Below are 25,106 nucleotides of genomic sequence, written 5' to 3'. Positions count from 1 at the left end.
ATGTTGGCAAGGTCAAGCGCTAATCCAAAAAGCGATGTCGACTCCTAATATGGGATCTGGCTCTGTGGGAGCAAGGCTTGCCCGCGATGAAAGCACCGCAGCTTTCTGAATGACCGCGGCGCCTGGATCGCGGGCAAGCTTTGCTCCCACAAAGCTTGCCCACAGGGGCAAGAGGAGTGTCAGTAACCGAGCCCGGCCTGCTTGAGGTACATGCCTTGTTCATTCATGGCGATGCGGAACTTCAGAATGTCACCAGCCCTGAGCGTGATGTTCTGCGACCCTGGCGCGAGCATGCCCGGGTTGCACCCCGGTGCCTGGCCTGGCAGCAACTTCAGGCGCAAGGAAAACTGGCCCGGCGGCAGATTGAACGAGGTGCTTTGCTCCTGGAACAGCCTGGCCGAGAGCTGATCCTGGATGTAGATGCCGATTTCGCAACTGGTCGCCACTTCCAGGCGCTCGCGAGAAATGATCAACACGCCATAGTCTTCGCTGGCGGCCGGTGCCTGGGGCGCCACCGCTGAAAAACCGAGCATGCAAAACAGGCTGAACGCTGACCAGCGCATGGCTGAACCTCCGATGTTAAATCCTTGATGTGTGCAGCTTGGCTGAGCGCGATGCCGATTGCCAGCCCGGCAGTTTTCGTCAGAACTTGACCTTGCCATGATGGCAAGCTTGAGACTGCTGGCAACCTCAATTCCAAGGAGTCATCTCATGCAAACTTTCAATGTTCAGGGCATGTCCTGTGGTCACTGCGTCAAGGCCATCACCCAGGCTGTCCAGGCCAAGGACCCGACGGCCGATGTGCAAGTCGACCTGGGTGCCAAGACTGTCCAGGTCCAGAGTTCGTTGCCGGCCGATGCTGTGCTCGCGGCCATCAAGGAGGAGGGCTATGAGGCCAGCCCTGCTTGAAGTTTTTTAATCGTTAGCGACCTACCGGAATGTTCAAGAGCGTCCGGCACGGCTAGACTGTCGGGCTGTCGAACGACGCCTGAGCTGGACGCCCGATGAACCTCCGTACGATTCTGATTCTTGGCGCCTTGAGCGCTTTCGGTCCCTTGGCGATCGACTTCTACCTGCCTGCCTTTCCGGCGATGGCCACGGCCTTCGGCACCGACGAAAAACACATCCAGCTGACCCTGGCGGCCTATTTCCTCGGCTTGTCCATCGGGCAACTGGCCTATGGGCCGGTGGCGGATCGCTTCGGACGGCGCATTCCATTGTTGACCGGCGTCGGTTTGTTCACGTTGGCGTCCCTGGCCTGCGCCTACGCGCCGAACCTCGAATGGCTGATCGGCGCCCGCTTCGTCCAGGCCCTGGGTGGATGCGCCGGGATGGTGATCTCGCGGGCGGTGGTCAGCGACAAATGCGACGCGGTGGGTTCGGCCAAGGTGTTTTCACAGTTGATGCTGGTGATGGGCCTGGCGCCGATTCTCGCGCCGATGCTGGGCGGGTTGCTGGTGAACCTGCATGGCTGGCAATCGATCTTCATTGCCCTGACCGTGTTCAGTGCATTGGCGTCAACGGCTGTGGCCTTGTGGCTGCCGGAAAGCTTGCCGGACTATGTGCCTCGGCAACCGTTGTCGGGGGCGTTGCGCCAATATGGCCGGTTGTTGACCGACGCTGTCTTCCTCGGCCATGCGCTGACGGGGGGCATCGCTATCGCTGGGATGTTTGCCTACATCGCCGGTTCGCCTTTTGTCTTCATCAAGCTCTACGGGGTACCGGCCGAACATTTCGGTTGGCTGTTCGGCACCAACGCGGCGGGCTTCATCCTGGTTGCCCAGGTCAACGCCCGGCTGCTGTCCAAGCGCGGCCCGGCGTTCCTGCTGAGCCGCGCGGTATGGGTCTACCTGGGCGCTGGGCTGAGCCTGCTGGCCGTCAGTTCATTGCAACCTGCGCAGTTGTGGCCGCTGTTGGTTCCGCTGTTTGTCTGCATCGCCAGCCTGGGGTGCATCCTTCCCAACGCCTCGGCTTGCGCCATGAATGGGCAGGGCGCCCGGGCCGGCAGTGCTTCGGCGATGCTGGGATGCCTGCAGTTTTCCGTGGCCGCCGGGGCAGCCTCGTTGGTGGCGGCGCTGCATGACGGCACCGCCGTGCCAATGGCGCTGGTCATCAGCCTTTGCGGGCTGTTGGTGGTGAGCGCAGCGATGCTGACCCGTCGCCTGCAAAATGCCCGGGCGCTGGCCCAGGCCAGTCGCGAGGGTTGACTCAGCCGGCCGCGCGCTGCTGTTGTTCGGGGAAATGATGGGGCGCGAGGATCCGCGCTTGCAGGGTGTTGGCGAAGGTCTGGGCTTCGGCCTCGGTACGGAAGGTGACGACGTGCTGGTCAAGACGCACTTGCCATTGGGATTTTGCCACTTCTTTTATCAGGATCTTCATTGCTGACCTCCTCACGAAAAGATTGCGTTGCAAAGGCCTCGAGTGTAGACCCGAATGCGATCGCAATTGTGACAAGGATCAATTCTCGGACTGACGGTGCAGTTCCAGATTGATGCAACACCTGTGGGAGCGAGCTTGCTCGCGATAGCGGTAGACCCGCCGACATCAATGTTGCCTGACCTGGCCCCATCGCGAGCAAGCTCGCTCCCACAGGATTGTTTGCAGGGCGACTGCCCAGTGCTGTCAGAAACCCTCGAGCACAATCTTGCCCTTGGACTTGCCGCTTTCCAGCAAGGCATGCGCCCGGCGCAGGTTCTCGGCATTGATGGTGCCGAAATGCTCGCCAACCGTGGTCTTCAGGGTGCCGGCGTCGATCAGGGCGGCCACGCGGTTGAGCAGTTTGTGCTGTTCAAGCATGTCGGCCGTCTCGAACAGCGAGCGGGTGTACATGAATTCCCAATGCAACGACAGGCTCTTGCGCTTGAGCTTGGTCACGTCCAGCGCCTTGGGATCGTCGATCAGCGCCAGTTTGCCTTGGGGCGCGAGCGCTTCGACCAACTGGTCCAGATGCTGGTCGGTCTGGGTCAGGCTGGCGACGTGAGTCACTTGGGGCTGGCCTGCTTCTTTCAACACTTCGCTCAATGGCTGGCTGTGGTCGATCACCAGGTCGGCTCCCAGGTTGCGCACCCAGTCCTGGGTCTGCGCACGGGACGCGGTGCCAATCACCTTCAGCCCGGTGAGCTGGCTGGCCAGTTGCGTCAGGATCGAACCCACGCCGCCCGCAGCGCCGACGATCAACAGGCTCTGGCCCAGGTCGCTTTGGCCTTCCTGGATTTGCAGGCGCTCGAACAACAATTCCCAGGCGGTAATGGCCGTCAGCGGCAGCGCCGCCGCTTCGGCGAAACCGAGGGTCTTGGGCATGTGACCGACGATGCGCTCATCCACCACGTGCAGCTCGCTATTACCGCCGGCCCGGGCAATGGAGCCGGCATGAAACACCTTGTCCCCGGCCTTGAACAGCGTGACCTCGCTGCCCACTGCCTTGACCACGCCGGCCACGTCCCAGCCCAGCACCTTGGCTACGCCGTCTTCAGGCTGGACGTTCTGGCGGACCTTGGTGTCCACCGGGTTGACCGAGATGGCCTTGACCTCCACCAGCAGGTCCCTGGGGCCGGCGACCGGTTCTGGTAGCACGATGTCCTGGAGCGATTGCGGGTCGGTGATGGGCAACGAGTGGTAGTAGGCGATGGCTTTCATGAAGCAGCTCCGTGAGATGAGTTCGATGAAGGTCATGGTTAGCTATTTATCGCCGAGATAAAACCGGCTAAAAGAACAGGCTCTTTCAATAATTCTTTGATAATGGAGTCGTCATGCTTCGCTTCGATGACTTGCAGTTGTTTGTCCGGGCGGCGGACCTGGGCAGTCTTTCGGCTGCGGCCAGGGGCATGGATCTGTCGGCGGCGGTGGCCAGTGCCGCATTGAAACGGATCGAGCAGCACCTCGGCGCGCGGCTGTTGGCCCGTTCCACCCGTAGCTTGCGCCTGACGGCCGAAGGCGAGGGCTTTCTCGAATATGCCCGTGCCGCATTGAGCAGCCTTGACGAAGGCCGGCGGTTGTTGACCAGTGGCCAGGATCAGGTCAGTGGGGTGTTGCAGTTGTCCGCGCCGTCGGACTTGGGACGCAACCTGCTGCTGCCCTGGCTGGACGCGTTCCAGCGCGAGCACCCCGGGCTGACGGTGCGGCTGTTGCTGGGCGATCGCATGGCCGATCTGTTCAAGCAGCCGGTGGACATCGCCTTGCGTTATGGCGAGCCGGAAGATTCGAGCCTGGTCGCCCTGCCCATTGCCGCGGATAACCGCCGGGTGTTGTGCGCATCGCCGGACTATCTGGCTCGCCAGGGTGAACCCCATCAGTTGGAACAACTGGCCCAGCACAACTGCCTGTTGTACATGCTTGGCAGTCGGGTCCATGACCGATGGGGTTTTCATGACGGTAAACGGGAAGTGAGCCTTACCGTCAGTGGCGACCGCTTCAGTGACGACGCCGATGTGGTGCGGCGCTGGGCGGTGGCGGGTGCCGGGATTGCCTACAAATCGTGGCTGGATGTGTCCACCGACGTGCTGGCCGGGCGCTTGAAAATCCTCTTGCCGCACCTGCGATGCGAACGCGCGCCCCTCAATCTGCTGTGTGCCCATCGGGCGCAATTGAGCAAGCCCATCAACCTTTTGCGGGACATGCTCCAGGTCCGCTGCGGTGAGTTGACGGCTCGTTTTCCTCTCTCGACGGGGGCCGGCCATTAGTCGCGGGCAAATAGAGAATTTTCCCTCAGGAACAATCGCCTCCAAAGGTTTCCGGAGGACAGGAAAGCTCGACCGCCCCGCTTATACTAGCGGCCGCCTGCGCCAGAGCAGTAGACGAATGATTCAACAGGGAGTGAATACATGGAACATGCACCTTGCATCAGCCAGATCGCCGCGCTGCTGGCTGACCCCAAGCGCAGCGCAATGATGTGGGCCTTGATGGACGGCACGGCCCGCCAGGCCGAGGAGTTGGCGTTGCTCGCCGGGTTGTCGCCGTCCTCGGCCAACGCGCATCTGGGACGCCTGTCCTCCGGAGGCCTGTTGAAAGTCGAAGCCCGCGGCCGCAAGCGGTTTTTCCGCCTGGCAGCACCTGAAATCGGCGCTGCCGTCGAAGCGCTGGCCAGCGCGACGCTGGTCAGTACGCCGCGGCAGATCCCGGATATCTTCAAGCGCCGAGTCATGCCGACCAAAGCGCCGTCGGCTCCCGCGTCGTTGATGCGGGCCAGGCTTTGCGACGATCACCTGGGGGGCACCCTGGCGGCGGACCTGTATCAGCGCCTGCTGGACGCCGGGTGGATCGAGCAGTTCGAGCCGCGGGTGATCGTCACCCACAAAGGCTCCAATCAGTTGGCCGAACGTGGCCTGTTCATCCAGGCCCTGGCCCATCGCAACGCCCGCATTGCCTGTGCCTGCCCGGACTGGAGCGAGCGTCGTCCACACCTGGGGGGCGCGCTGGGGGCGGCCCTGCTGCAACTGTTCATGCAGTCGGGTTGGCTGAGCTTGCCCAACGATTCGCGAGCCCTGCAGGTGACGATGCTCGGCCAGCAGGAAATCCACCGGTTCGCCCGGCAGGATGCGGTGGAGATGGCAATCTAGGAAACGCTCCTGGCGCGTCGCTCTGGGCTGTCGGCAGGTCGTATTCAGCAATAGCCACCTGCGAGGTTCGCGCACACTCGGTCCGGGGAATTATCGGATTGGGGGAGGCAGCATGGACACTCACGGCTACAGCGCGGCGGAACGATTGGAACGGTTACCCATCAGCGGTTACCACCGGGTCATCTTCATCATCATCGCCCTGGCGTTTTTCTTTGACTCCATGGACCTGGCGATGATGACGTTCCTGTTGGGGTCGATCAAAGCCGAGTTTGGCCTGAGCACCGCCCAGGCCGGTTTGCTCGCCAGCTCGAGTTTCTTCGGCATGGTGGTGGGGGCTTCGCTGTCGGGAATGCTGGCCGATCGTTTCGGGCGCAAGCCGGTGTTCCAGTGGAGCATCGTGTTGTGGGGCATCGCCAGTTACTTGTGCTCCACGGCCCAGGACATCGAGACCTTGACGCTGTTTCGCATCCTGCTGGGCATCGGCATGGGCATGGAGTTTCCGATTGCCCAGTCGATGCTTTCGGAACTGATCCCGGCCAAACGTCGGGGCCGCTACATCGCCTTGATGGACGGCTTCTGGCCGCTGGGTTTCGTGGCGGCGGGGGTGCTGTCGTATTTCCTGCTGCCGGTGGTCGGCTGGCGCGACATCTTTTTGGTGCTGGCGGTGCCGGCAGTGTTTGTCCTGGCGATTCGTTTCTTCATTCCCGAGTCACCGCGCTGGCTGGAACAGGCCGGTCGGGGTGACGAAGCGGACGCGGTGCTCAAGCGAATCGAAGACAAGGTCCGGACCTCGCTGGGGCATCAGAACCTGCCGGAGCCGATCCGTTTGCCAAGGGTTGAGAGTACGCCGGGCAGTTTCTTTTCCGCCTTGGCGCAGATCTGGTCACCGCTGTATCGCCAGCGCACGATGATGATCTGGAGCGTCTGGTTCTTTGCCTTGCTCGGTTTCTACGGCCTGACCTCCTGGCTCAGCGCGTTGTTGCAGCAGTCGGGGTTCGCGGTGACCCAGTCGGTGTATTACACCGTGCTGATTTCCCTGGGCGGGATTCCCGGCTTCTTGATGGCGGCCTGGCTGGTGGAGCGCTGGGGGCGTAAACCGGTGTGCGTCATCACGCTGCTGGGTGGCGGGGCGATGGCATTTCTGTATGGGCAGAGCGCGGTGTTTGGCGGCAACGTCGGCCTGTTGATAGGCACCGGGTTGCTGATGCAGTTTTTCCTGTTCGGCATGTGGGCGGTGCTCTACACCTACACGCCGGAGCTGTACCCCACCTCGGCCCGGGCTACGGGCTCGGGCTTTGCTTCGGCGGTGGGACGCGTCGGTTCGTTGCTCGGCCCGCTGGTAACCGGGCTGATATTCCCCATCACCGGCCAGGGTGGCGTGTTCGCCCTGGGCGCGCTGTGCTTCGCCGTGGCGGCAGGGGTGGTCTGGTTGTTCGGGATGGAGACGCGGGGCAAGACGTTGGAGGAGTTGAGCGAAGCGACCGTCACCGATTAACACCATCTCCCTTGTGGGAGCGAGCTTGCTCGCGATAGCGATCCGACATTCAACATCGATGTTGACTGACACTCCGCCTTCGCGAGCAAGCTCGCTCCCATAGGGATTTCGGTGAGGCTTAAGGTTTTACCAGGCGCGCATCCAGGCTGTTCTGGGCCAGGCGCTTGGCCTGGTCCTGGGTCATGCCCAGATGGGTATACAGCGCGTGGAAGTTCTCGGTGACGTAGCCGCCGAAGTACGCCGGGTCATCGGAGTTCACCGTCACTTTCACGCCGCGCTCGAGCATGTCGAGGATGTTGTGCTGCGACATGTCGTCGAACACGCACAGCTTGGTGTTGGACAACGGGCACACGGTCAACGGAATCTGCTCGTCGATGATCCGCTGCATCAGGCGCTCATCTTCAATGGCTCGCACACCATGGTCGATGCGCTGGATCTTCAGCAGGTCCAGGGCTTCCCAGATGTACTCGGGCGGGCCTTCTTCGCCGGCGTGGGCGACGGTCAGGAAGCCTTCGTTGCGCGCACGGTCGAATACGCGCTGGAACTTGCTCGGTGGATGGCCCATTTCCGAACTGTCCAGTCCCACGGCCACGAAGGCCTCGCGGAACGGCAGCGCCTGGTCGAGGGTTTTCTCGGCTTGTTCTTCGCTCAGGTGGCGCAGGAAACTCAGGATCAGGCCGCTGGTGATGCCCAGTTGCTGCTCACCGTCCTTGAGGGCGGCGGCGATGCCGTTGAGTACCACTTCGAACGGGATGCCACGGTCGGTGTGGGTCTGCGGGTCGAAGAACGGTTCGGTATGGATCACGTTCTGCGCCTTGCAACGCAACAGGTAGGCCCAGGTCAGGTCGTAGAAATCCTGGGAGGTGCGCAGCACATCGGCGCCCTGGTAATACAGGTCGAGGAATTCCTGCAGGTTGTTGAAGGCATAGGCCTTGCGCAGGGTCTCGACGTCGCTCCACGGCAGGGCAATTTTGTTGCGTTCGGCCAGGGCGAACAGCAGCTCGGGCTCCAGCGAGCCTTCCAGGTGCAGGTGCAGTTCAGCCTTGGGCAGGGCGTTCAGCCAGTCGTACATGGTCTTTTCTCATCAGCGAATCGATGGCGGGCATTCTACAGGCGCTGGCCGCCTTGTCGGGTAAAACCTGACCGGCTGATCCACTACACGGCGAGCGACTCACGCCGGTAAGCATAGGTGTCGGCGAAGCGCGACAGCAGGAATTCGGCGCAGGTAGTCGTTGGGTACTTTGGCGGGTGGGCGTCATCCTGGCAACCGGGCAGGCATTGGATCAGCGTGTCGGGGTGCGGCTCGGCAAAGAACGGCATCGAGTACCGGTCCACTCCCAGCGGGCTGATCACCCGATGCGGCGTGGACAGGTAACGGTCGTTGCTCCAGCGCGCCATCATGTCACCGAGGTTGACCACGAAGGTGCCGTCGATGGGCGGCGCGTCGACCCACTGGCCGTCGACGTTGCGCACTTGCAGGCCGCCGGCGGCGTCCTGATAGAGCAGGGTGATGCAACCATAATCGGTATGGGCGCCAGCACCTTGCTGCTCGGCGCTACTGGCGGTGTCGCGGGGCGGGTAGTGGATCAGGCGCAGTACGCTGACCGGCTCGTTGAAGCGCGTGTCGAAAAAGTCCCGTTCGATACCCAGGGCAAGGGTCATGGCCCGCAGCAGGGTTTGCGCAAGCGCTTGCATGTCTCGGTAATGCTGCTCCATCAAGCTTTCCCAGCCAATCAGGTCCGGGTGGCGGTTGGGGCCACGCAGGGGTTTTTCCGCCAGCACGTCGGGGTGATCGGCCGGCAAGTGCAGGCCCATGTCGAAGGTTTCTTTCAGGTCGCTGGGCTTGGTCGGGTCCAATTGTTCGGTGGCGACGGCGCCATAGCCGCGGTGATGGCGGGTCTGGGTGATGTCGATCTTGAGTTTTTCTTCGACGGGCAGGGCGAAGAAGCGGTGGGCGCTGTCCAGCACCTCGGCGATGCGCGCCGGGCTGATGGGATGACCCTTGATGTAGAAAAAGCCCCATTGACGGCAGGCGCGGTCGATCTGCTTGGCGACGGTTTGCCAGGCGCCGGGGTCATCGCCGTAGAGTGGGCTGATGTCGATGATGGGAAGGCTGTTCATACTGCTTTCCTGACTTGAGATAGGAACCCCATGTGGGAGCGAGCTTGCTCGCGATCGCGGTGGGTCAGCCAATATAGATATTGAAGGTCAGTCCGCAATCGCGAGCAAGCTCGCTCCCACAGGGGTTTGGGTTGGTCTTGGGTTATTTGGGAATCTCAGCCTTCATGCCTTCGACGTAATAATTCATCGACGCCAGTTCCGCGTTGGTGGCGCTCACGCCCGCCGGGATTTTCTCGACGCCGGCCTGGTCCTTGATCGGGCCGGTGAACGGGTGGAAGGCGCCGCTCTCGATGTCGGCGATGATCTGCTCGGCTTCGCTCTTGACCGCTGCCGGCACCAGGTCGCTGATCGGCAGTTTCACCGTGCCTTCCTTCAGGCCGCCCCAGTAGTCCTGGGATTTCCAGCTGTGGTCGAGCACGCTTTGGGTCGCCTGGATGTAATGCGGGCCCCAGTCGTTGACTATGGACGTCAGCACCGCCTTGGGACCGAAGTGGGCCATGTCCGAAGCGTAGCCCACCGCATAGACGCCGCGTCGCTCGGCGGCCTGGATCGGCGCCGGGCTGTCGGTGTGCTGGAACACCACGTCCACGCCCTGGTCGATCAGCGCGTTGGCGGCGTCGGCTTCCTTGCCCGGGTCGAACCAAGAGTTGACCCATACCACTTTGATCTCGCTGCCGGGGTTGTACTTGTTCAGGGCCAATTGGATGGCGTTGATGTCGCGGATGACTTCCGGGATCGGGAAGGAGGCGACGTAGCCGATCTTCTTGGTCTTGGTCATCTTGGCCGCGAGGAAACCACCGACGTAGCGACCTTCGTAGGTGCGAGCCAGGTACGTGCCCAGGTTCTTGTCCTGCTTGTAGCCGGTGGCGTGTTCGAAGATCACCTTGGGAAATTGCTTGGCGACCTTGAGCGTCGGGTTCATGTAGCCGAAGGAGGTGGTGAAGATCAGGTCGTACTTGTCCTTGGCCATGTTGCGGATCACCCGCTCGGCGTCGGCACCCTCCGGCACGTTTTCCACGTAGTTGGTGGTGATCTGCTCACCGAATTTCGCCGCCAGCTCCTTGCGCCCTTGCTCATGCTGATAGGTCCAGCCGTGGTCGCCGATCGGGCCGATGTAGACGAAGCCGACCTTCAGCGGGTCGGCGGCACTGGCATTCAGGCCGGCGCCCAGGCCGACGGCGGCGACGACGGCGCAAAGCAACTTCTTCAAGGGGCGTTTGTGCATGAACTCGAACTCCATTTTGTTGTGAGGTTGGCTGTGCAGCACCAATGCAAAATGCTGACCAACAAGACAACAAAATCTGCGACACCTTGATGCCGTCATCGCGGGCAAGCCTTGCTCCCACAAGTGCAAGGCCAAACAATGTGGAATAAGGCCTTGCCCCAGCAGATGGGTAGCCCAACCTCATGGGAGGGCAAGCTCGCTTCACAAGTGCGACGCAATATCTGTGGGAGCAAGGCTTGCCCGCGATGAGGCTCATGAGAACAATAAAGGTGCACCCTGCCTGCAGACGCCATCCCCTGGTGCATCACACCGAACGAAACGTTCACCGCCTCCTATAGTCAGTAACTCATGACCCCGCCCACGGTGACAGGCCCGCGATGCTCACTTTGCTCAAGCAAGAAAAACTGCTGTTGCTGGCGCTGATCGCCGCGTGTATCGCCTATCCGCTGGAGCACTGGCTGCTGGGCAGCGGGCAAGTGGTGGCGTTGGCTGGCGGCCTGGTCCTGATCGGTTTCATCGTCGCGGCGTCCATGCGCGTGGCCCATCACGCCGAACTGCTGGCGGAAAAGGTCGGTGATCCTTACGGCACCATGATTCTGACGCTGTCGGCGGTACTGGTGGAGGTGGTGATCCTGGCGATCATGATGAGCAACGAGGCTTCGTCGACGTTGGTGCGGGACACGATCTACTCGGCGGTGATGCTCGACATCAACGGCATCCTCGGGCTCGCGGCGCTGATGGGCGGGATCAAGCATGGCGAGCAGGCTTACAACGACGATTCGGCGCGCACTTACAGCGTGATGATTCTCACCGCCATGGGGGTATCGATGGTGGTGCCGGAGTTCATTCCCCGCGAGAGCTGGAAAATGTATTCGGCCTTTACCATCGGCGCGATGATCGTGCTGTACACCTTGTTCCTGCGCATGCAGGTCGGGCCTCACAGTTACTTCTTCAGCTACAGCTATCCAGAAAAACGCCGCAAGAAAGAGCCGGTGGAAAACGAGCCGGAACCCATCAGCCTGACGCTTTCCATCGGCGCGTTGGTGTTTGGCGTGGTGGTGATCGGCGCCCTGGCCGAAGTCATGTCCAAGGCCCTCGACCTGGGGTTGGAAGGCTCGGGTGCGCCGCCGGTGGTCACGGCGATCCTGGTGGCCGCCATCTCCGCCGCACCGGAAATCCTCACCGCCCTGCGCGCGGCCCTCGCCAATCGCATGCAGTCGGTGGTGAACATCGCGCTGGGCGCTTCGCTGTCCACCGTGATCCTGACCGTGCCGGTGATGGAGGCCATGGCCCTCTACACCGGCCAGCCGTTCCAGATGGCAATGACCCCGGTGCAGACGGTGATGATCTTCATCACCCTGATCGTCAGCGCGATCAACCTCAACGACGGCGAAACCAATGCCATCGAAGGCATGACCCATTTTGTGTTGTTTGCGACGTTCATCATGTTGTCCCTGCTGGGCCTCTAAGCTCAACACCGTCCCCCTGTGGGAGCGAGCTTGCTCGCGATAGCACCAGATCAATCAACATCGATGTTGAATGTCAGGCCGCTATCGCGAGCAAGCTCGCTCCCACAGGGGATTTGGGTTGAGTCAGGTGCCTGCGATCAGTTCCCGCGCCGCCTGGCTGTGGTCAGCAATCAAGCCCTTCAAGTCCAACCCCTCGACCTGCCCGTCGATGACCCGCCATTGCCCACCGATCATCACCCGATCCGCCCGATCCGCGCCGCACAGCAGCAGTGCGGAAATCGGATCGTGGCTGCCGGAGAAACGCAGCTCATCGAGCTTGAATAGCGCCAGGTCGGCCTGCTTGCCCACCGCCAATTCACCGATATCACTGCGCCCGAGCAGTTGCGCCGAGCCCCGGGTCGCCCAGCCCAGCACGCGCTCCGGCGTGATCGCTTGCGCGCCGTAGCGCAGGCGCTGGATGTACAGCGCCTGGCGGGTTTCGAGGATCATGTTCGAGGCATCGTTGGATGCCGAACCGTCTACCCCCAGGCCCACGGGAGCGCCGGCGGCGGTCAGGTCCAGGGTCGGGCAAATGCCCGAGGCCAGGCGCATGTTCGAACTCGGGCAGTGACAGATACCGGTGCCGGCGGCGCCGAGACGGGCGATTTCATCCGGGTTGAAATGAATGCCGTGGGCCAGCCAGGTACGCGGGCCAAGCCAGCCGACGCTGTCCAGGTAATCCACGGTGCGCAGGCCGAAGCGTTGCAGGCAAAACGCTTCTTCATCGAGGGTTTCGGCCAGGTGCGTGTGCAGGCGTACGTCGAGTTTTTCCGCCAGCTCGGCGCTGGCGCTCATGATCTGCGGCGTGACCGAAAACGGTGAGCAGGGCGCCAGGGCAATCTGGATCTGCGCGCCGTCGCCGCGCTCGTGGTACTCGGCGATCAAGCGCTGGCTGTCGTCGAGAATCACTTGGCCCTGCTGCACGGTCTGCTGCGGCGGCAAGCCACCGTCGGCCTCGCCCAGGCTCATGGAACCGCGGGTCAGCATCGCGCGCATGCCCAGTTCACGAACACTCTGCACTTGCACGTCGATGGCATTTTCCAGGCCTTCGGGAAACAGGTAATGGTGGTCGGCCGCGGTGGTGCAGCCCGACAGCAGCAACTCGGCCAAGGCCACTTTGCTGGCCAGGGCAAGTTTTTCCGGGGTCAGCCGCGCCCACACAGGGTAGAGGGTCGTCAGCCAGGGAAACAACGGCTGGTTCACCACTGGCGCCCAGGCACGGGTCAGGGTCTGGTAGAAATGATGGTGGGTATTGATCAACCCCGGCAGGATCACATGCTCGCGCGCATCGAAGATGTCGTCACAGGGCTGGGCGGGTTGCTGGCCGGCGCTTAGCAGTTCGACGATCACACCGTCCTGCAGGACGAGGCCGCCACGGGCATCGAGGTCGTTGGCCGTGAAAATGGCGAAGGGATTTTTTAACCAGGTACGGGTCGCAGGCATGGTGGCCGGCTCCTCTGAAAGTGGGTTCAGGTTAGCCAGCTCAGTGATGCCCTGTCTGCTGATCCAGGGTCGCCGTGGGGGGCGAGGGTCGGAGTTTACTCAGGTTGCCGGACACATTTCCAGTGCCCAACTCAGGTTCCTATTAGGAGAGGGCTTGGTGGGAGTGAGCTTGCTCGCGATGGCAGTCTCACATCCAACATCGATGTCGACTGACCTGCCGCCATCGCGAGCAAGCTCGCTCCCACAGGGGATTAGCGGAGTTACCAAGGGATTGTTTCGCCCCGGTAGTTGACGAAATGATGCCCACCCTTGCCGGAAAAGGCATCGACCTGGTCGATCAGCCCGCGAGTGCTGGTCTCGACATCGATGTCCGCTCCTTCGCCGCCCATGTCGGTCTTCACCCAGCCCGGGTGCAGCGACAGCACGGTCAGTGACTGCTCGCCCAGTTGGCTGACAAAGCTATTGGTCATGGAGTTGAGCGCCGCCTTGCTGGCCTTGTACAGCGCCAGTTCCGGCGCGTCGGGCATGGTCACGCTGCCCAGCACCGAACTCATGAAGGCGAGCACGCCGCTGCCGTCGCGGATCTGGCCAACGAAGCGTTGGGCCAGGTTGATCGGCGCCACCGCGTTGGTGAAGAACAACTGGCCGACTTCGGCCAGCGTCGCACCGCCCGGGCTCTGGTTGTCCGGGCCCTTGACGCCGGCATTGACGAACAACAGATCGAAGGTCTCGCCCTTGAGCTGTTGGCTCAGGGCGATGACCGCTTGCTGGTCGTCCATGTCGAGTTTTTCGATCCGCACCGGGCCCAGCGCCTTCAAAGCCTCTGCGTTCTGCGGGTTGCGCACGGTGGCGGTCACGTTCCAGCCATCGCTGAGCAGCGTCTTCACCAGACCGAGGCCCAGGCCCCGGGAGGCGCCGATGATCAATGCGTTTCTTGCCGAATTCATGAGAGGCATCCTTGAAAGAAAAAGGTCATGGATTTAATGGACAGCGTTGTCCGAGCCGTTGTTTCAGCTCGTGACGCAACGCGTCGAGTTCGGTGATACGGGTTTCGATCAGGTTCAGTTTGTCTTGCAGCAATTGCGTCACGGCGCAGTCCGGGTCGGGGGCGTTCCACAGGGCGGCGACGCTGGCGCCGATCTCGCCCAGGGTAAAGCCCAGGCGCTGGGCTGTCTTGATATAGAGCACCAGTTGGACCACGTCGGCGGGGTAGTCGCGATAGCCGTTGGCGCTGCGCGTCGCCGCGATCAGGCCCCGCTGCTCGTAGAAGCGCAGTGTGTCTCGACTGACGGCGCAGGCCTGGGCTAATTCACCGATGCGCATTGTGGAACTCCAGAGGACTTGACCTTGGAGCATACCCCAGGCTTTAGCCTTTTCGCTCCCCAATTATCTGGAGCAAAGTGTATGTGGACTTCGATGCAATACCGCCGGGTGGTGCTTGGCAGCGCCTGGTACGACCTGATCGTGTCGGCCGCGCTGGTCACGCCGTGGAGCTTTGCGGCACTGCATGGCGTGTTGGTGAGCATGACTCAGCTATTTGACCTGCCTGGGGACCTGCCGCCATTTGCGCCGGCGCATGTGTTGATGGTGAATTTGATGGGCTCGATTGTCTGCGTGTGGGCGGTGCTGCGGATTCGGGATCCGCAGGCGCTGTACGGGCGTTATGACGCGACGGGGCGGTTTCTGTTTTCGGCCTGGATGCTGTATGCGCTGCTTCATGGGGCCAGTGCGGTGTTGTGGGTTTTCCTGTTTTTCGAGGTGGTGTGGGGCTTGGTTCAGGTGTTGCCTGTTCGGGACTCATCGCGAGCAAGCTCGCTCCCACAGGGGGCCTGAGTCGAGCCTGCCGGCCGTGTGTGGGAGCGAGCTTGCTCGCGATAGAGGCGCCGCGGTCTATCTCAGTGCCCCGCCTGCCAAGGCTGCCCCAGGGACACCGGCGCATACAGCCGGGTGCGCACGGCGTCCCGGGACAACAGCACCAGCACCACAATGGTCGCGGCATACGGCAGCATCGCCAGCAGACTCGATGGAATCGCCAGGCCCAGCCCCTGGGCCACCAGGTGCAGGATGCTGGCGAGGCCGAACAGGTAGGCGCCCAGCAGCAGGCGCCACACCCGCCAACTGGCGAACACCACCAGCGCCAGGGCGATCCAGCCGCGTCCGGCGCTCATGTTCTCGGCCCACATCGGCGTGTAGGCCAGCGACAGATAGGCGCCGGCCAACCCGGCCATGGCGCCGCCAAACAGTACCGCCAGGGTCCTCACCCGCAACACCGGCAGGCCCATGGCACTGGCGGCATCGGGATTTTCCCCGACGGCCTGGATGATCAACCCGACGCGGCTTTTCACTATCATCCACGCCACCAGGGTAAACAGGGCGAAGGACAGGTAAACCAGCAGATCCTGGGCAAACAGCATCCGCCCGATCAGTGGAATGTCACTCAAGTAAGGAATCGCCAGCGGCTCGAATCCCGCCAGCGGTTTGCCGACCCAGGCCGCTCCGACAAAGCTCGACAGGCCCACACCGAAAATCGTCAGCGCCAGCCCGGTGGCCACCTGATTGGCGTTGAATACCAGCGCCACCAGCGCGAACAACGCCGACAACAGCATGCCGGCAGCCATCGCCAGCAGCACGCCGAGCCACAGGTTGCCGCTGTTGAATGCGACGATAAAACCGATCACCGCACCGAACAGCATCATGCCTTCCTGGCCCAGGTTGAGGACGCCGCTTTTTTCGCAGACCAATTCACCCAGGGCCACCAGCAGCAACGGCGTACCGCAGCGGACCATGGCGTAGAAAATATTGCTCAACAGGTCGATATCCATCACAGCGCTCCTGCCTGTACGGCGGTGGTTCGGGTGCGGCGGGCCCAGCGCAGGTTGAGGCGTGGCCGGTACAGAATCAGCACGTCGCAGGCCAACAGGAAAAACAGCATCATTCCCTGGAACAGTTGGGTGATTGCCTGGGGAAGGTTCAGCGACATCTGCGCGCTCTCGCCGCCGATGTACAGCAGGGCCATCAACAGGCTGGCAAACAGAATGCCAATGGGATTGAGCCGCCCCAGGAAGGCCACGGTAATTGCCGCATAGCCGTAGCCCGGCGACACCTGCGGCACCAGTTGACCGATCGGCCCGGTCACTTCGCAGACGCCGGCCAGCCCGGCCAGTGCCCCGCTGATCAACAACGCCAGCCACACCAACGGTTTCTGGCGAAAACCGGCGAAACCGGCGGCGCGGGCATCGAGGCCCAGTACCTTGATCTGAAAGCCAACGAAGCTTTTCTGCAGCAAAACCCACACCGCCACCAGTGCCAGCAGGGCGAAATACAGCCCGGCGTGGACCCGGCCGTCCTCCAGCAGCAACGGCAGGCGACTGGCCTCGCCGAACATCGCCGACTCGGGGAAGTTGAAACCCGCCGGGTCTTTCAACGGTCCGTGAACGCAAAACAGCAACAGGTTCAGGGCGATGTAATTGAGCATGATGCTGGTGAGGATTTCATTGGCATTGAAGCGCGTGCGCAGCCACGCCGTGAGCCCGGCCCAGGCGGCACCGGCCAGGGTGCCGGTCAGCAGGATCAGCACCAGTGCCCAGCGGCTTTGCATGTCGATGATATTCACCGCCAAGGCGCTGCCGGCCAGGGCGCCGAGCAGCAGTTGGCCTTCAGCACCGATGTTCCAGATTCGCGCCTGATAGGCCACGGCCAGGCCGAGGGCACACAGCAGGATCGGCAGGGTCTTGACCAGCCACTCGGACACGCCGTACAGATCGCTGATCGGGGCGATCAACAGGGTGTACAGCGTTTGCAGCGGATCGTGCCCCAGGGCGATGAACAGCAGCGAGCCACAGGCCAGGGTCAACACGGCGGCCAGTAGCGGCGAGCACCAGAGCATCAGGCGCGATTGCTGGCCGCGAGGTTCGAGAGAAAGCAGCATGTAGAACTCCGTTTAGACCGGTGCGGGGGCAGGGGATTGAGGGGCGTCGAACTGGCCGGCCATCCAGCCGCCGACGTCACTGAGCCGGGTCTCGACGGTGGGCCTCAAGGCCGACAGACGCCCGCCGCACAAGGCGCCGAGGCGGTCGCTGATCTGGAACAGTTCGTCGAGGTCTTCGGAGATCACCAGAATCGCCGCGCCTGCATCGCGCAGGGTAATCAGGGCGCGATGGATGGTCGCGGCCGCGCCGACGTCCACGCCCCAGGTCGGGTGAGCGGCCACCAGCAGCTTCGGCTGTTGCAGGATTTCCCGGCCGAGAATGAATTTCTGCAGGTTGCCTCCCGAGAGGCTGCGCGCCGGGGTTCTGGTGTCGGGTGTCTTCACGCCAAAGCGGCGGATGATCTCTTCGGCCAAGTGTTCGACCTTGCTGCGGCGAATCAGTCCGTGGCTGACCAGGCCCTGTTGGAACGCACTGAGCAAGGCGTTATCCGCCAGGCTCAATTGCGGCACGGCGCCGTGGCCCAGGCGCTCGGCGGGGACAAAGGCCAGCCCGAGCCGGCGACGGGCGTCGGGGCGCAGATGAGCCACGGGTTGCCCGTCGAATCGGATCGTTTCGCCTTGCAGGCGGGCAAGCGGAGTTTCTCCGCTGAGCAACGCCAGCCATTCATCCTGACCGTTGCCCGCCACCCCGGCGATGCCGACGATTTCGCCGCTGCGCACCTCCAGGTCAATCTCCCGCAACGAGCAGCCGAACGGGTCCGGGTTGTGCCAGGACAGCTTGTTGATTTGCAGGAAGGCTTTGTCTGCGTTGACCTTGGGGTAGTCCGTGATCAGTCCGGCCGCTTCGCCAACCATCAGTTGCGCCAACTCCCGGTCCGAGCAGTGCGCCGGCGTGCAATGCCCCGACACCCGCCCGCCGCGCAGCACCGTGGCGCTGTGGCACAACGCTCGCACTTCCCCGAGCTTGTGGCTGATAAACAGGATGCTGCAACCCTCGCTCGCCAGGCGGCGCAGGGTCACGAACAGTTCTTCGGCTTCAACGGGCGTGAGCACCGAGGTCGGCTCGTCGAGAATCAGCAGGCGAATGTCTTGCATCAGGCAGCGAATGATCTCCACCCGTTGCCGCTCGCCAATCGACAGGCTGTGGACCAGCCGCTGCGGCTCCAGCGCCATGCCGTAGCGCCGGGAAACCTCGCGGATCCGGGGTTCCAGCTGCGCCGGCGTACCGGCTGCCGCGCCCATTGCCAGGGCAATGTTCTGCGCAACGGTGAGGGTTTCGAACAGCGAGAAATGCTGGAATACCATGCCGATTCCCAGGCCGCGGGCCTGGGCCGGGTTGCGCAGGTTGACGCGCTGGCCTTGCCAGATCACCTCGCCCGAATCGGCAGGGGTGACGCCGTAGATAATCTTCATCAGGGTGCTTTTACCCGCACCGTTTTCCCCGAGCAGGGCGTGGATCTCCCCGGGTTGGATGCTCAGGTCGATGGCGTCGTTGGCCAGGCAACCGGGGTAGCGTTTGCTGATGTTGCGCAATTGCAGGCGCGCGATGGAATCGGGGTTGGACATGACAGGCTCGGGCCGATGGACAGGAATACCTGTGGATAAAGCAATTTCCTGGCCATCAGGTCAGGAAATTGCCTCGACCCGCGTCGCCAAGGCTTTCTGCACGTGGGCTGGGCATCTGCCGCAGGAAAATTCTGCACCGGCTTGGAGCGCGCAGGTTTTGCGCAGGCATCGGTTTGCCCTGAAATGGGTGGTTAAAAATTGAGCAAGCGGCTGCGAGCCATGCCCTTCTTGGGGTGGCAGGAGCCATGAACGGGTTATCCACAGGTTGCTCCACAGTTATTGTGTGCAAGCGGGAAACTCGGGCATAAGCACTGCGGGGCTTTCTTCTAAAGGTGATAAACCGCCGCAAGCGTTTGTTTAGTGGATGGATTTGTCTGTTCGGCGGGACTTTGGCTGAAAAATGAGCAACCCTCTGAAACCCGCATGACAGAAGGGTTACAGAGGGATGTGCTCAGGTTATCCACAGTCGGGTACACAGTGGATGTGGGCAAGTTGAACGATTGCGAGGCGCCCTGAAAGGTCGCAGGTTGATCTCAACGTGCCAGCAGAATCCGGCCACGGCTCAGGTCCGCCAGGTGCGTTTGCAAGGTTTCGATCTGCGCTTCGCCCACGGCCAGTTGAAGATCGACGCCATTGGCCGTAAAGCGCTCTTCATTGACCAACCCGGCGCATTCGGCGACGCGCAGTTTCACCAGGGCCAGTTCGGCGAACCCGCAGGAACAGCGCAGCGCCACGCGACTGATCAATTCGATTTTCTCGGCGTTTTGCAGGCATTTGTTCGCGCCGCCGCCATAAGCCCGGGCCAGCCCGCCCGTGCCCAGTTGAATCCCGCCGTACCAGCGAATCACCAGCACCGCGACCTGATCGCAGGCTTGTGCTTCGATCGCGGCCAGGATTGGCCGCCCGGCGGTGCCTCCCGGTTCGCCATCGTCGTTGCTGCGGTATTGGTCGCCGAGTTTCCAGGCCCAGCAATTGTGCGAGGCATTCAGGTCGCTGTGCTGGTCGATAAAGGCCTGGGCGTCGGCGGGGCTGGTGATGGGCGCGGCGAACGTGATGAAGCGGCTTTTGCGAATTTCTTCGCGGTGTTCGCAAAAGCCGGCAAGGGTAAAGGGCATGGCGATCTTAGAGGGCAGGTGTCAGGCCGCAGCCTTTGAGAATGATGCGGATCAGGTTGTCGCCAGCCTCGACCATGTCCTGCTTGGTCAACTTGCTGCGCCCGGTCACGCGACAGATCTGGGTGGCGAAGTCGGCGTAATGCTGGGTGCTGCCCCATAACAGGAAAATGAGGTGAACCGGGTCGATCGGGTCCATCTTGCCGGCATCGATCCAGGCCTGGAATACGGCCGCCCGACCATTGAACCAGGCGCGATAATCCTGGTTGAAATACTCGCTCAGGCATTCGCCACCGCTGATCACTTCCATGGCAAACAATCGCGATGCCTGGGGTTGGCGACGAGAGAACTCCATCTTGGCGCGGATATAGCGGGTCAGGGCTTCGGCCGGATCATCCTCGGCTGTGAGGGTATTGAAGGTGCTGTCCCACAATTCGATGATGTTGCTCAGCACCGCCACGTACAAGCCGAGTTTATTGGTGAAGTAATAATGCAGATTTGCCTTGGGCAGCCCGGCCTTCAGGGCGATGGCATTCATGCTGGTGCCTTTGAACCCGTGACGGGCGAATTCATCTTCGGCAGCCTTGAGAATCGTCTCTTCGTTCTTTTGACGAATGCGACTGGTGGGCTTGCCACCGTGGGCAGGGACTTCAAAGGTCATGGGCGTTTCCGGGCTGGGTCTGTGGGCAAGCAAGTGCGTTGATAGCGCACCGGCATCGATCCGACAAGTGCCATCACACTAAAAGCCTGACTAAACACCTGTGGGAGCGAGCTTGCTCGCGATAGCAGTGGAACCGTCACATCTTTATTGACTGAATATCCGCTATCGCGAGCAAAAGGGTTAACGGGTGGCCGCCAGGCTTTCGAGAAAACTCTCCAGCACCAGGTGAGGCCGACGCCCCTTGCGCGTGACCGACGCCAGGCTCAGGTCATAGAAACGTGCGGAGGGCTTCAGGGCCCGCAGCCGACCTTGCTGGACCCAGAGGCTGGCGTAGTGATCGGGCAGGTAACCGATGTAGCGTCCGGTGAGGATCAGGAACGCCATGCCTTCGCGGTCCGATGCGCTCGCGGTGCAATTGAGCGCCTGGTAATGGGCCTGTATTTCGGCAGGCAGGCGGAAGGTTGGCGCGATGGCGTCCTGGCTGTTGAGGCGAGCGTCCTCAAGTTGCTGGTCATCGACATAAAACAGTGGATGCCCGACCGCGCAGTACAGCAGTGATCGTTCACTGTACAGCGGTTGATATTCCAGCCCGGACAGGGCACTGGCCTGGGGAACTACGCCGACGTGCAGGCGCCCGTCGAGCACGCCTTGCTCGACTTCGTTGGGGGCGATCATGCGGATCTGGATCTGCACGTCGGGCCCGCGTTCTTTCAATTGCGCCAAGGCGTGGGTGATGCGCATGTGGGGCAGGGTGACCAGGTTGTCGGTCAGGCCGATGGTCAATTCACCGCGCAAATGCTGGTGCAGGCCGTTGACCTCGGTGCGAAAGCTTTCCAGTGCGCTCAATAGCTGCAACGCCGATTGATACACCTCGCGACCTTCCTCGGTCAGGGAAAAGCCCGCGCGCCCACGCTGGCACAGGCGCAGGCCGAGGCGTTGCTCTAGATCGCTCATCTGCTGGCTGATGGCCGAGCGGCCGATGCCAAGCACGGTTTCAGCGGCGGAAAATCCACCACATTCCACTACGCTGCGGAAAATGCGCAGCAGGCGAATATCAAAGTCGCTGACCTGGGCCAGTGGATCGGGACGACGAGCGCTCATAGTTTAGTGATCCACAGACTGAAGGTTACAAAAGTTGGATTTCACCGACTTTATCGCCGTGGCAACTTAGCTGCAAGAACGCTTTCGATTCCCTGTCGCTTATGACCTGCGAGGTTTTGTCGATGAACATGCCCGAACACGCTGCCGGTTCCCTGGCCAGCCAGCTCAAGCTGGATGCCCACTGGATGCCTTACACCGCCAACCGCAATTTCCAGCGCGATCCGCGCCTGATCGTCGCTGCCGAAGGCAGTTGGCTGGTGGATGACAAGGGGCGCAAGGTGTACGACTCGCTGTCGGGCCTGTGGACATGTGGCGCCGGGCACACCCGCAAGGAAATCCAGGAAGCGGTCGCCAAGCAACTGGGCACCCTCGATTACTCACCGGGGTTCCAGTACGGCCATCCGCTGTCGTTCCAACTGGCGGAAAAAATCACCAGTCTGACCCCGGGCAATCTCAATCATGTGTTCTTTACCGACTCCGGCTCCGAGTGCGCCGATACCGCGGTGAAGATGGTCCGCGCCTACTGGCGTCTCAAGGGCCAGGCGACCAAGACCAAGATGATTGGTCGTGCCCGTGGCTATCACGGCGTGAACATCGCCGGCACCAGCCTCGGCGGTGTCAACGGCAACCGCAAGCTGTTCGGCCAAGCCATGATGGACGTCGACCACTTGCCTCACACCTTGCTGGCCAGCAATGCCTATTCCCGTGGCATGCCGAAAGAGGGTGGCATCGCCTTGGCCGATGAGCTGCTGAAGTTGATCGAGCTGCACGATGCTTCCAACATCGCTGCGGTATTCGTCGAACCGATGGCGGGGTCGGCTGGCGTGCTGGTGCCGCCAGAGGGTTACCTCAAGCGCCTGCGGGAAATCTGCGACCAGCACAGCATTCTCCTGGTGTTCGACGAAGTGATCACCGGTTTCGGCCGCACCGGTTCGATGTTCGGTGCCGACAGCTTTGGCGTGACGCCGGACCTGATGTGCATCGCCAAACAAGTCACCAATGGCGCGATCCCCATGGGTGCGGTGATTGCCAGCTCCGAGATCTACCAGACGTTCATGAACCAGCCGACGCCCGAGTACGCGGTGGAGTTTCCCCACGGCTACACCTACTCGGCGCACCCGGTAGCCTGCGCGGCTGGCCTGGCTGCGCTGGACCTGCTGCAGAAGGAAAACCTGGTACAGAGCGTGGCCGAGATCGCCCCGCATTTCGAGAATGCACTGCACGGCTTGAAGGGCGCGAAAAACGTCATCGACATTCGCAACTATGGCCTGGCCGGCGCGATCCAGATCGCCGGGCGCGACGGCGACGCAATCGTGCGTCCGTTCGAGGCCGGCATGGCGTTGTGGAAAGCCGGGTTCTATGTGCGGTTTGGCGGCGACACCCTGCAGTTCGGTCCAACGTTCAACAGCAAGCCGCAGGATCTGGATCGCCTGTTCGATGCGGTCGGTGAAGTGCTGAACAAGCTCGACTGATACGTCCTTCTATATAGCTTTCGATAACGGGCGTCCGGTCACGGGCGCCTGTGGATAAATTCTGGAGTCCCCATGAGCCTAATCCCGCATTTGATCAATGGCGAACTGCTGAGCGACAGCGCTCGCACCGCCGATGTGTTCAACCCATCTACTGGCCAGGCCATCCATAAAGTGCCGTTGGCTGATCGCGCAACCATCCAGCAGGCCATCGACGCCGCGAAGGCGGCTTTCCCGGCCTGGCGTAATACACCGGCGGCCAAGCGCGCGCAGGTGATGTTTCGTTTCAAGCAATTGCTGGAGCAGAACGAATCGCGCATCGCGCAGTTGATCAGTGAAGAACACGGCAAGACGTTGGAAGACGCGGCCGGTGAGCTCAAGCGCGGCATCGAAAACGTCGAGTTTGCCTGCGCGGCACCAGAAATTCTGAAAGGCGAATACAGCCGTAACGTAGGACCGAACATCGACGCATGGTCAGACTTCCAGCCTCTGGGTGTGGTGGCCGGTATCACACCGTTCAACTTTCCGGCGATGGTGCCGTTGTGGATGTATCCGTTGGCGATCGTCTGCGGTAACTGCTTCATCCTCAAGCCGTCCGAGCGTGACCCGAGTTCGACGCTGCTGATCGCACAGCTGTTGTTGGAAGCCGGTTTGCCCAAGGGCGTATTGAGCGTGGTGCACGGCGACAAGGCTGCGGTGGACGCGCTGATCGAGGCGCCGGAAGTGAAGGCGCTGAGTTTTGTCGGTTCGACGCCGATTGCCGAATACATCTATGCCGAGGGCACTCGGCGTGGCAAACGCGTCCAGGCACTGGGTGGGGCGAAGAACCATGCGGTGCTGATGCCGGACGCGGACCTGGACAATGCCGTCAGCGCACTGATGGGTGCGGCGTACGGTTCGTGCGGTGAACGCTGCATGGCGATTTCGGTAGCGGTGTGTGTCGGCGACCAGGTGGCGGATGCGCTGGTGGCCAAGCTGGTGCCGCAGATCAAGGCGCTGAAGATTGGCGCAGGTACGTCCTGTGGGCTGGACATGGGGCCGTTGGTGACGGGGCAGCATCGCGACAAGGTCAGCGGCTATATAGAAGACGGTGTGGCGGCGGGTGCTTCGCTGGTGGTCGATGGCCGTGGCTTGAGTGTGACCGGGCATGAGGAAGGTTTCTTCCTGGGTGGCTGCCTGTTTGATCGCGTGACACCTGAGATGCGCATCTATAAGGAAGAGATCTTCGGGCCGGTGCTGTGCATCGTCCGGGTCAATAGCCTGGAAGAGGCGATGCAGTTGATCAACGATCACGAGTATGGCAACGGCACCTGCATCTTCACTCGTGATGGCGAGGCGGCGCGGTTGTTCTGCGATGAGATCGAAGTCGGCATGGTGGGCGTCAACGTTCCATTGCCGGTGCCGGTTGCCTATCACAGCTTTGGTGGTTGGAAGCGCTCGCTGTTCGGTGACCTGCACGCCTACGGCCCGGACGGCGTGCGTTTCTATACCCGTCGCAAGGCCATTACCCAGCGCTGGCCGCAGCGTGCCAGCCATGAGGCTTCGCAGTTCGCTTTCCCCAGCTTGTAACCGGTAAACACAGAGGCCGGCGCCCTTGGGCGCCGGCCTCTGTGTTTACGGGGCTTTTTGACTGATGTGACAGAATTATGAAAATAGGTGTTGACGGCAGATTCTGGAAGTCTATAATTCGCCCCACTTCCGGCGCAGTCGAAACGGAAAACTCCTTGAGATTCAATGAGTTAAGTAGGTTTCGAAGGTGTTGGGCTTCAGTTCATCGAAGCCCGGAAGGAGCAGATAGAGCGGTGTTGTTTGGCTCTATCAGCGGTTCGATCTTCTCGGTCGAAAGCGGTGAAAAAGAGGTGTTGACAGCAGCGAGTAACGCTGTAGAATTCGCCTCCCGCTAACGAGAGATCGGAAGCGCA

The 25,106-nt window shown here is 61.8% G+C and carries 25 protein-coding genes; 10 read left to right on the top strand and 15 right to left on the bottom strand.

Annotated features, from left to right (window positions below):
• Window positions 1-179 precede the first annotated feature (179 nt).
• Window positions 180-563: a hypothetical protein gene (locus KGA89_RS04850; RefSeq protein WP_223470781.1), complete on the bottom strand. Its 384-nt coding sequence runs from the start codon at window positions 561-563 to the stop codon at window positions 180-182.
• 148 nt (window positions 564-711) lie between these two features.
• Here KGA89_RS04850 and KGA89_RS04845 point away from each other — a divergent pair, with 148 nt between their 5' ends.
• Window positions 712-909, top strand: a complete 198-nt coding sequence (locus tag KGA89_RS04845) for a heavy-metal-associated domain-containing protein (protein ID WP_223470780.1) — start codon at window positions 712-714, stop codon at window positions 907-909.
• Window positions 910-1,004: 95 nt separating this feature from the next.
• A complete protein-coding gene (locus tag KGA89_RS04840; protein ID WP_003197474.1) occupies window positions 1,005-2,207 on the top strand; it encodes a multidrug effflux MFS transporter in 1,203 nt (400 codons plus the stop codon).
• Window position 2,208: 1 nt separating this feature from the next.
• Here the strand turns inward: KGA89_RS04840 and KGA89_RS04835 are convergent, their stop codons facing one another.
• On the bottom strand, window positions 2,209-2,379 hold the full coding sequence (locus tag KGA89_RS04835) for a hypothetical protein (RefSeq protein ID WP_003197476.1): 171 nt from the start codon (window positions 2,377-2,379) through the stop codon (window positions 2,209-2,211).
• Between the two features lie 243 nt (window positions 2,380-2,622).
• A complete protein-coding gene (locus KGA89_RS04830; protein ID WP_223470779.1) occupies window positions 2,623-3,636 on the bottom strand; it encodes a zinc-binding alcohol dehydrogenase family protein in 1,014 nt (337 codons plus the stop codon).
• 113 nt (window positions 3,637-3,749) lie between these two features.
• Between KGA89_RS04830 and KGA89_RS04825 the strand changes: the two genes are divergently transcribed.
• The 3 genes from KGA89_RS04825 (at window position 3,750) to KGA89_RS04815 (ending at window position 7,050) form a co-directional block, all read left to right on the top strand.
• The gene (locus tag KGA89_RS04825; RefSeq protein WP_223470778.1) at window positions 3,750-4,679 is read left to right on the top strand and encodes a LysR family transcriptional regulator; all 930 of its coding nucleotides are present in this window, start codon (window positions 3,750-3,752) and stop codon (window positions 4,677-4,679) included.
• 141 nt (window positions 4,680-4,820) lie between these two features.
• A complete protein-coding gene (locus KGA89_RS04820) occupies window positions 4,821-5,555 on the top strand; it encodes an ArsR/SmtB family transcription factor (RefSeq protein WP_223470777.1) in 735 nt (244 codons plus the stop codon).
• A gap of 112 nt (window positions 5,556-5,667) precedes the next feature.
• Window positions 5,668-7,050: an MFS transporter gene (locus KGA89_RS04815; RefSeq protein WP_223470775.1), complete on the top strand. Its 1,383-nt coding sequence runs from the start codon at window positions 5,668-5,670 to the stop codon at window positions 7,048-7,050.
• 118 nt (window positions 7,051-7,168) lie between these two features.
• Here the strand turns inward: KGA89_RS04815 and KGA89_RS04810 are convergent, their stop codons facing one another.
• From KGA89_RS04810 to KGA89_RS04800, 3 genes are all read right to left on the bottom strand, one after another.
• Entirely contained in the window at window positions 7,169-8,122 is a 954-nt protein-coding gene (locus KGA89_RS04810; protein ID WP_223470773.1) for an adenosine deaminase, read from the bottom strand.
• 83 nt (window positions 8,123-8,205) lie between these two features.
• Window positions 8,206-9,171, bottom strand: coding sequence for a 2-oxoglutarate and iron-dependent oxygenase domain-containing protein (locus KGA89_RS04805; RefSeq protein ID WP_027911820.1), 966 nt, complete (start codon window positions 9,169-9,171; stop codon window positions 8,206-8,208).
• A 142-nt stretch (window positions 9,172-9,313) separates the two neighbouring features.
• Window positions 9,314-10,396: a BMP family ABC transporter substrate-binding protein gene (locus tag KGA89_RS04800; RefSeq protein WP_223470771.1), complete on the bottom strand. Its 1,083-nt coding sequence runs from the start codon at window positions 10,394-10,396 to the stop codon at window positions 9,314-9,316.
• A 377-nt stretch (window positions 10,397-10,773) separates the two neighbouring features.
• On the opposite strand from KGA89_RS04800, the gene KGA89_RS04795 reads away from it, so the two are divergent.
• The gene (locus KGA89_RS04795; RefSeq protein WP_003197491.1) at window positions 10,774-11,865 is read left to right on the top strand and encodes a calcium:proton antiporter; all 1,092 of its coding nucleotides are present in this window, start codon (window positions 10,774-10,776) and stop codon (window positions 11,863-11,865) included.
• A 123-nt stretch (window positions 11,866-11,988) separates the two neighbouring features.
• Here the strand turns inward: KGA89_RS04795 and KGA89_RS04790 are convergent, their stop codons facing one another.
• From KGA89_RS04790 to KGA89_RS04780, 3 genes are all read right to left on the bottom strand, one after another.
• Window positions 11,989-13,347, bottom strand: coding sequence for an 8-oxoguanine deaminase (locus tag KGA89_RS04790; RefSeq protein ID WP_223470769.1), 1,359 nt, complete (start codon window positions 13,345-13,347; stop codon window positions 11,989-11,991).
• Between the two features lie 260 nt (window positions 13,348-13,607).
• Window positions 13,608-14,294 (bottom strand): SDR family oxidoreductase, encoded by a 687-nt coding sequence (locus KGA89_RS04785; protein ID WP_003197496.1) that lies wholly within the window; start codon window positions 14,292-14,294, stop codon window positions 13,608-13,610.
• Between the two features lie 25 nt (window positions 14,295-14,319).
• Window positions 14,320-14,670 carry a MerR family transcriptional regulator gene (locus KGA89_RS04780; protein WP_003197497.1) on the bottom strand — a complete coding sequence of 117 codons (351 nt, stop codon included), beginning with the start codon at window positions 14,668-14,670 and terminating at the stop codon, window positions 14,320-14,322.
• A gap of 81 nt (window positions 14,671-14,751) precedes the next feature.
• Here KGA89_RS04780 and KGA89_RS04775 point away from each other — a divergent pair, with 81 nt between their 5' ends.
• Window positions 14,752-15,180, top strand: a complete 429-nt coding sequence (locus KGA89_RS04775; RefSeq protein WP_223470767.1) for a hypothetical protein — start codon at window positions 14,752-14,754, stop codon at window positions 15,178-15,180.
• A 62-nt stretch (window positions 15,181-15,242) separates the two neighbouring features.
• Here KGA89_RS04775 and KGA89_RS04770 read toward each other — a convergent pair whose 3' ends face one another.
• Genes KGA89_RS04770 through KGA89_RS04760 form a run of 3 tightly spaced genes read right to left on the bottom strand, consistent with a single transcriptional unit; the run spans window position 15,243 to window position 18,841 of the window.
• A complete protein-coding gene (locus KGA89_RS04770) occupies window positions 15,243-16,169 on the bottom strand; it encodes an ABC transporter permease (protein WP_223470765.1) in 927 nt (308 codons plus the stop codon).
• Window positions 16,169-17,275 (bottom strand): ABC transporter permease, encoded by a 1,107-nt coding sequence (locus tag KGA89_RS04765; RefSeq protein WP_223470763.1) that lies wholly within the window; start codon window positions 17,273-17,275, stop codon window positions 16,169-16,171. The genes KGA89_RS04770 and KGA89_RS04765 overlap by 1 nt, the downstream gene beginning before the upstream one ends.
• 12 nt (window positions 17,276-17,287) lie before the next feature.
• Window positions 17,288-18,841 carry an ABC transporter ATP-binding protein gene (locus KGA89_RS04760; protein WP_223470761.1) on the bottom strand — a complete coding sequence of 518 codons (1,554 nt, stop codon included), beginning with the start codon at window positions 18,839-18,841 and terminating at the stop codon, window positions 17,288-17,290.
• Between the two features lie 31 nt (window positions 18,842-18,872).
• On the opposite strand from KGA89_RS04760, the gene KGA89_RS04755 reads away from it, so the two are divergent.
• Window positions 18,873-19,043 carry a hypothetical protein gene (locus KGA89_RS04755; RefSeq protein WP_223470759.1) on the top strand — a complete coding sequence of 57 codons (171 nt, stop codon included), beginning with the start codon at window positions 18,873-18,875 and terminating at the stop codon, window positions 19,041-19,043.
• A 331-nt stretch (window positions 19,044-19,374) separates the two neighbouring features.
• On the opposite strand, the gene KGA89_RS04750 is transcribed toward KGA89_RS04755, so the two are convergent.
• The 3 genes from KGA89_RS04750 to KGA89_RS04740 form a co-directional block, all read right to left on the bottom strand.
• Window positions 19,375-19,956: an IMPACT family protein gene (locus tag KGA89_RS04750; protein ID WP_027911825.1), complete on the bottom strand. Its 582-nt coding sequence runs from the start codon at window positions 19,954-19,956 to the stop codon at window positions 19,375-19,377.
• Window positions 19,957-19,963: 7 nt separating this feature from the next.
• Window positions 19,964-20,614, bottom strand: coding sequence for a TetR/AcrR family transcriptional regulator (locus KGA89_RS04745; protein ID WP_018605108.1), 651 nt, complete (start codon window positions 20,612-20,614; stop codon window positions 19,964-19,966).
• Window positions 20,615-20,794: 180 nt separating this feature from the next.
• Entirely contained in the window at window positions 20,795-21,715 is a 921-nt protein-coding gene (locus tag KGA89_RS04740; RefSeq protein WP_003197516.1) for a LysR family transcriptional regulator, read from the bottom strand.
• Window positions 21,716-21,837: 122 nt separating this feature from the next.
• Here KGA89_RS04740 and KGA89_RS04735 point away from each other — a divergent pair, with 122 nt between their 5' ends.
• Window positions 21,838-23,187 (top strand): aspartate aminotransferase family protein, encoded by a 1,350-nt coding sequence (locus KGA89_RS04735; RefSeq protein ID WP_003197518.1) that lies wholly within the window; start codon window positions 21,838-21,840, stop codon window positions 23,185-23,187.
• Between the two features lie 72 nt (window positions 23,188-23,259).
• The gene (locus KGA89_RS04730) at window positions 23,260-24,753 is read left to right on the top strand and encodes a CoA-acylating methylmalonate-semialdehyde dehydrogenase (RefSeq protein ID WP_003197520.1); all 1,494 of its coding nucleotides are present in this window, start codon (window positions 23,260-23,262) and stop codon (window positions 24,751-24,753) included.
• Window positions 24,754-25,106 lie beyond the last annotated feature (353 nt).

Origin of the sequence: Pseudomonas sp. A-RE-22 (assembly GCF_019956035.1) — a bacterium.
GTDB classification, from domain to species: domain Bacteria; phylum Pseudomonadota; class Gammaproteobacteria; order Pseudomonadales; family Pseudomonadaceae; genus Aquipseudomonas; species Aquipseudomonas brassicacearum.
Note: the sequence above shows the minus strand (reverse complement) of the source record. Positions and strands in the feature narration are given on the sequence as shown.

Coding starts and splice junctions, on each gene's coding strand:
- KGA89_RS04850 (WP_223470781.1), bottom strand. CDS start 563: ATGCGCTGGTCAGCGTTCAGCCTGTTTTGCATGCTCGGTTTTTCAGCG.
- KGA89_RS04845 (WP_223470780.1), top strand. CDS start 712: ATGCAAACTTTCAATGTTCAGGGCATGTCCTGTGGTCACTGCGTCAAG.
- KGA89_RS04840 (WP_003197474.1), top strand. CDS start 1,005: ATGAACCTCCGTACGATTCTGATTCTTGGCGCCTTGAGCGCTTTCGGT.
- KGA89_RS04835 (WP_003197476.1), bottom strand. CDS start 2,379: ATGAAGATCCTGATAAAAGAAGTGGCAAAATCCCAATGGCAAGTGCGT.
- KGA89_RS04830 (WP_223470779.1), bottom strand. CDS start 3,636: ATGAAAGCCATCGCCTACTACCACTCGTTGCCCATCACCGACCCGCAA.
- KGA89_RS04825 (WP_223470778.1), top strand. CDS start 3,750: ATGCTTCGCTTCGATGACTTGCAGTTGTTTGTCCGGGCGGCGGACCTG.
- KGA89_RS04820 (WP_223470777.1), top strand. CDS start 4,821: ATGGAACATGCACCTTGCATCAGCCAGATCGCCGCGCTGCTGGCTGAC.
- KGA89_RS04815 (WP_223470775.1), top strand. CDS start 5,668: ATGGACACTCACGGCTACAGCGCGGCGGAACGATTGGAACGGTTACCC.
- KGA89_RS04810 (WP_223470773.1), bottom strand. CDS start 8,122: ATGTACGACTGGCTGAACGCCCTGCCCAAGGCTGAACTGCACCTGCAC.
- KGA89_RS04805 (WP_027911820.1), bottom strand. CDS start 9,171: ATGAACAGCCTTCCCATCATCGACATCAGCCCACTCTACGGCGATGAC.
- KGA89_RS04800 (WP_223470771.1), bottom strand. CDS start 10,396: ATGCACAAACGCCCCTTGAAGAAGTTGCTTTGCGCCGTCGTCGCCGCC.
- KGA89_RS04795 (WP_003197491.1), top strand. CDS start 10,774: ATGCTCACTTTGCTCAAGCAAGAAAAACTGCTGTTGCTGGCGCTGATC.
- KGA89_RS04790 (WP_223470769.1), bottom strand. CDS start 13,347: ATGCCTGCGACCCGTACCTGGTTAAAAAATCCCTTCGCCATTTTCACG.
- KGA89_RS04785 (WP_003197496.1), bottom strand. CDS start 14,294: ATGAATTCGGCAAGAAACGCATTGATCATCGGCGCCTCCCGGGGCCTG.
- KGA89_RS04780 (WP_003197497.1), bottom strand. CDS start 14,670: ATGCGCATCGGTGAATTAGCCCAGGCCTGCGCCGTCAGTCGAGACACA.
- KGA89_RS04775 (WP_223470767.1), top strand. CDS start 14,752: ATGTGGACTTCGATGCAATACCGCCGGGTGGTGCTTGGCAGCGCCTGG.
- KGA89_RS04770 (WP_223470765.1), bottom strand. CDS start 16,169: ATGGATATCGACCTGTTGAGCAATATTTTCTACGCCATGGTCCGCTGC.
- KGA89_RS04765 (WP_223470763.1), bottom strand. CDS start 17,275: ATGCTGCTTTCTCTCGAACCTCGCGGCCAGCAATCGCGCCTGATGCTC.
- KGA89_RS04760 (WP_223470761.1), bottom strand. CDS start 18,841: ATGTCCAACCCCGATTCCATCGCGCGCCTGCAATTGCGCAACATCAGC.
- KGA89_RS04750 (WP_027911825.1), bottom strand. CDS start 19,956: ATGCCCTTTACCCTTGCCGGCTTTTGCGAACACCGCGAAGAAATTCGC.
- KGA89_RS04745 (WP_018605108.1), bottom strand. CDS start 20,614: ATGACCTTTGAAGTCCCTGCCCACGGTGGCAAGCCCACCAGTCGCATT.
- KGA89_RS04740 (WP_003197516.1), bottom strand. CDS start 21,715: ATGAGCGCTCGTCGTCCCGATCCACTGGCCCAGGTCAGCGACTTTGAT.
- KGA89_RS04735 (WP_003197518.1), top strand. CDS start 21,838: ATGAACATGCCCGAACACGCTGCCGGTTCCCTGGCCAGCCAGCTCAAG.
- KGA89_RS04730 (WP_003197520.1), top strand. CDS start 23,260: ATGAGCCTAATCCCGCATTTGATCAATGGCGAACTGCTGAGCGACAGC.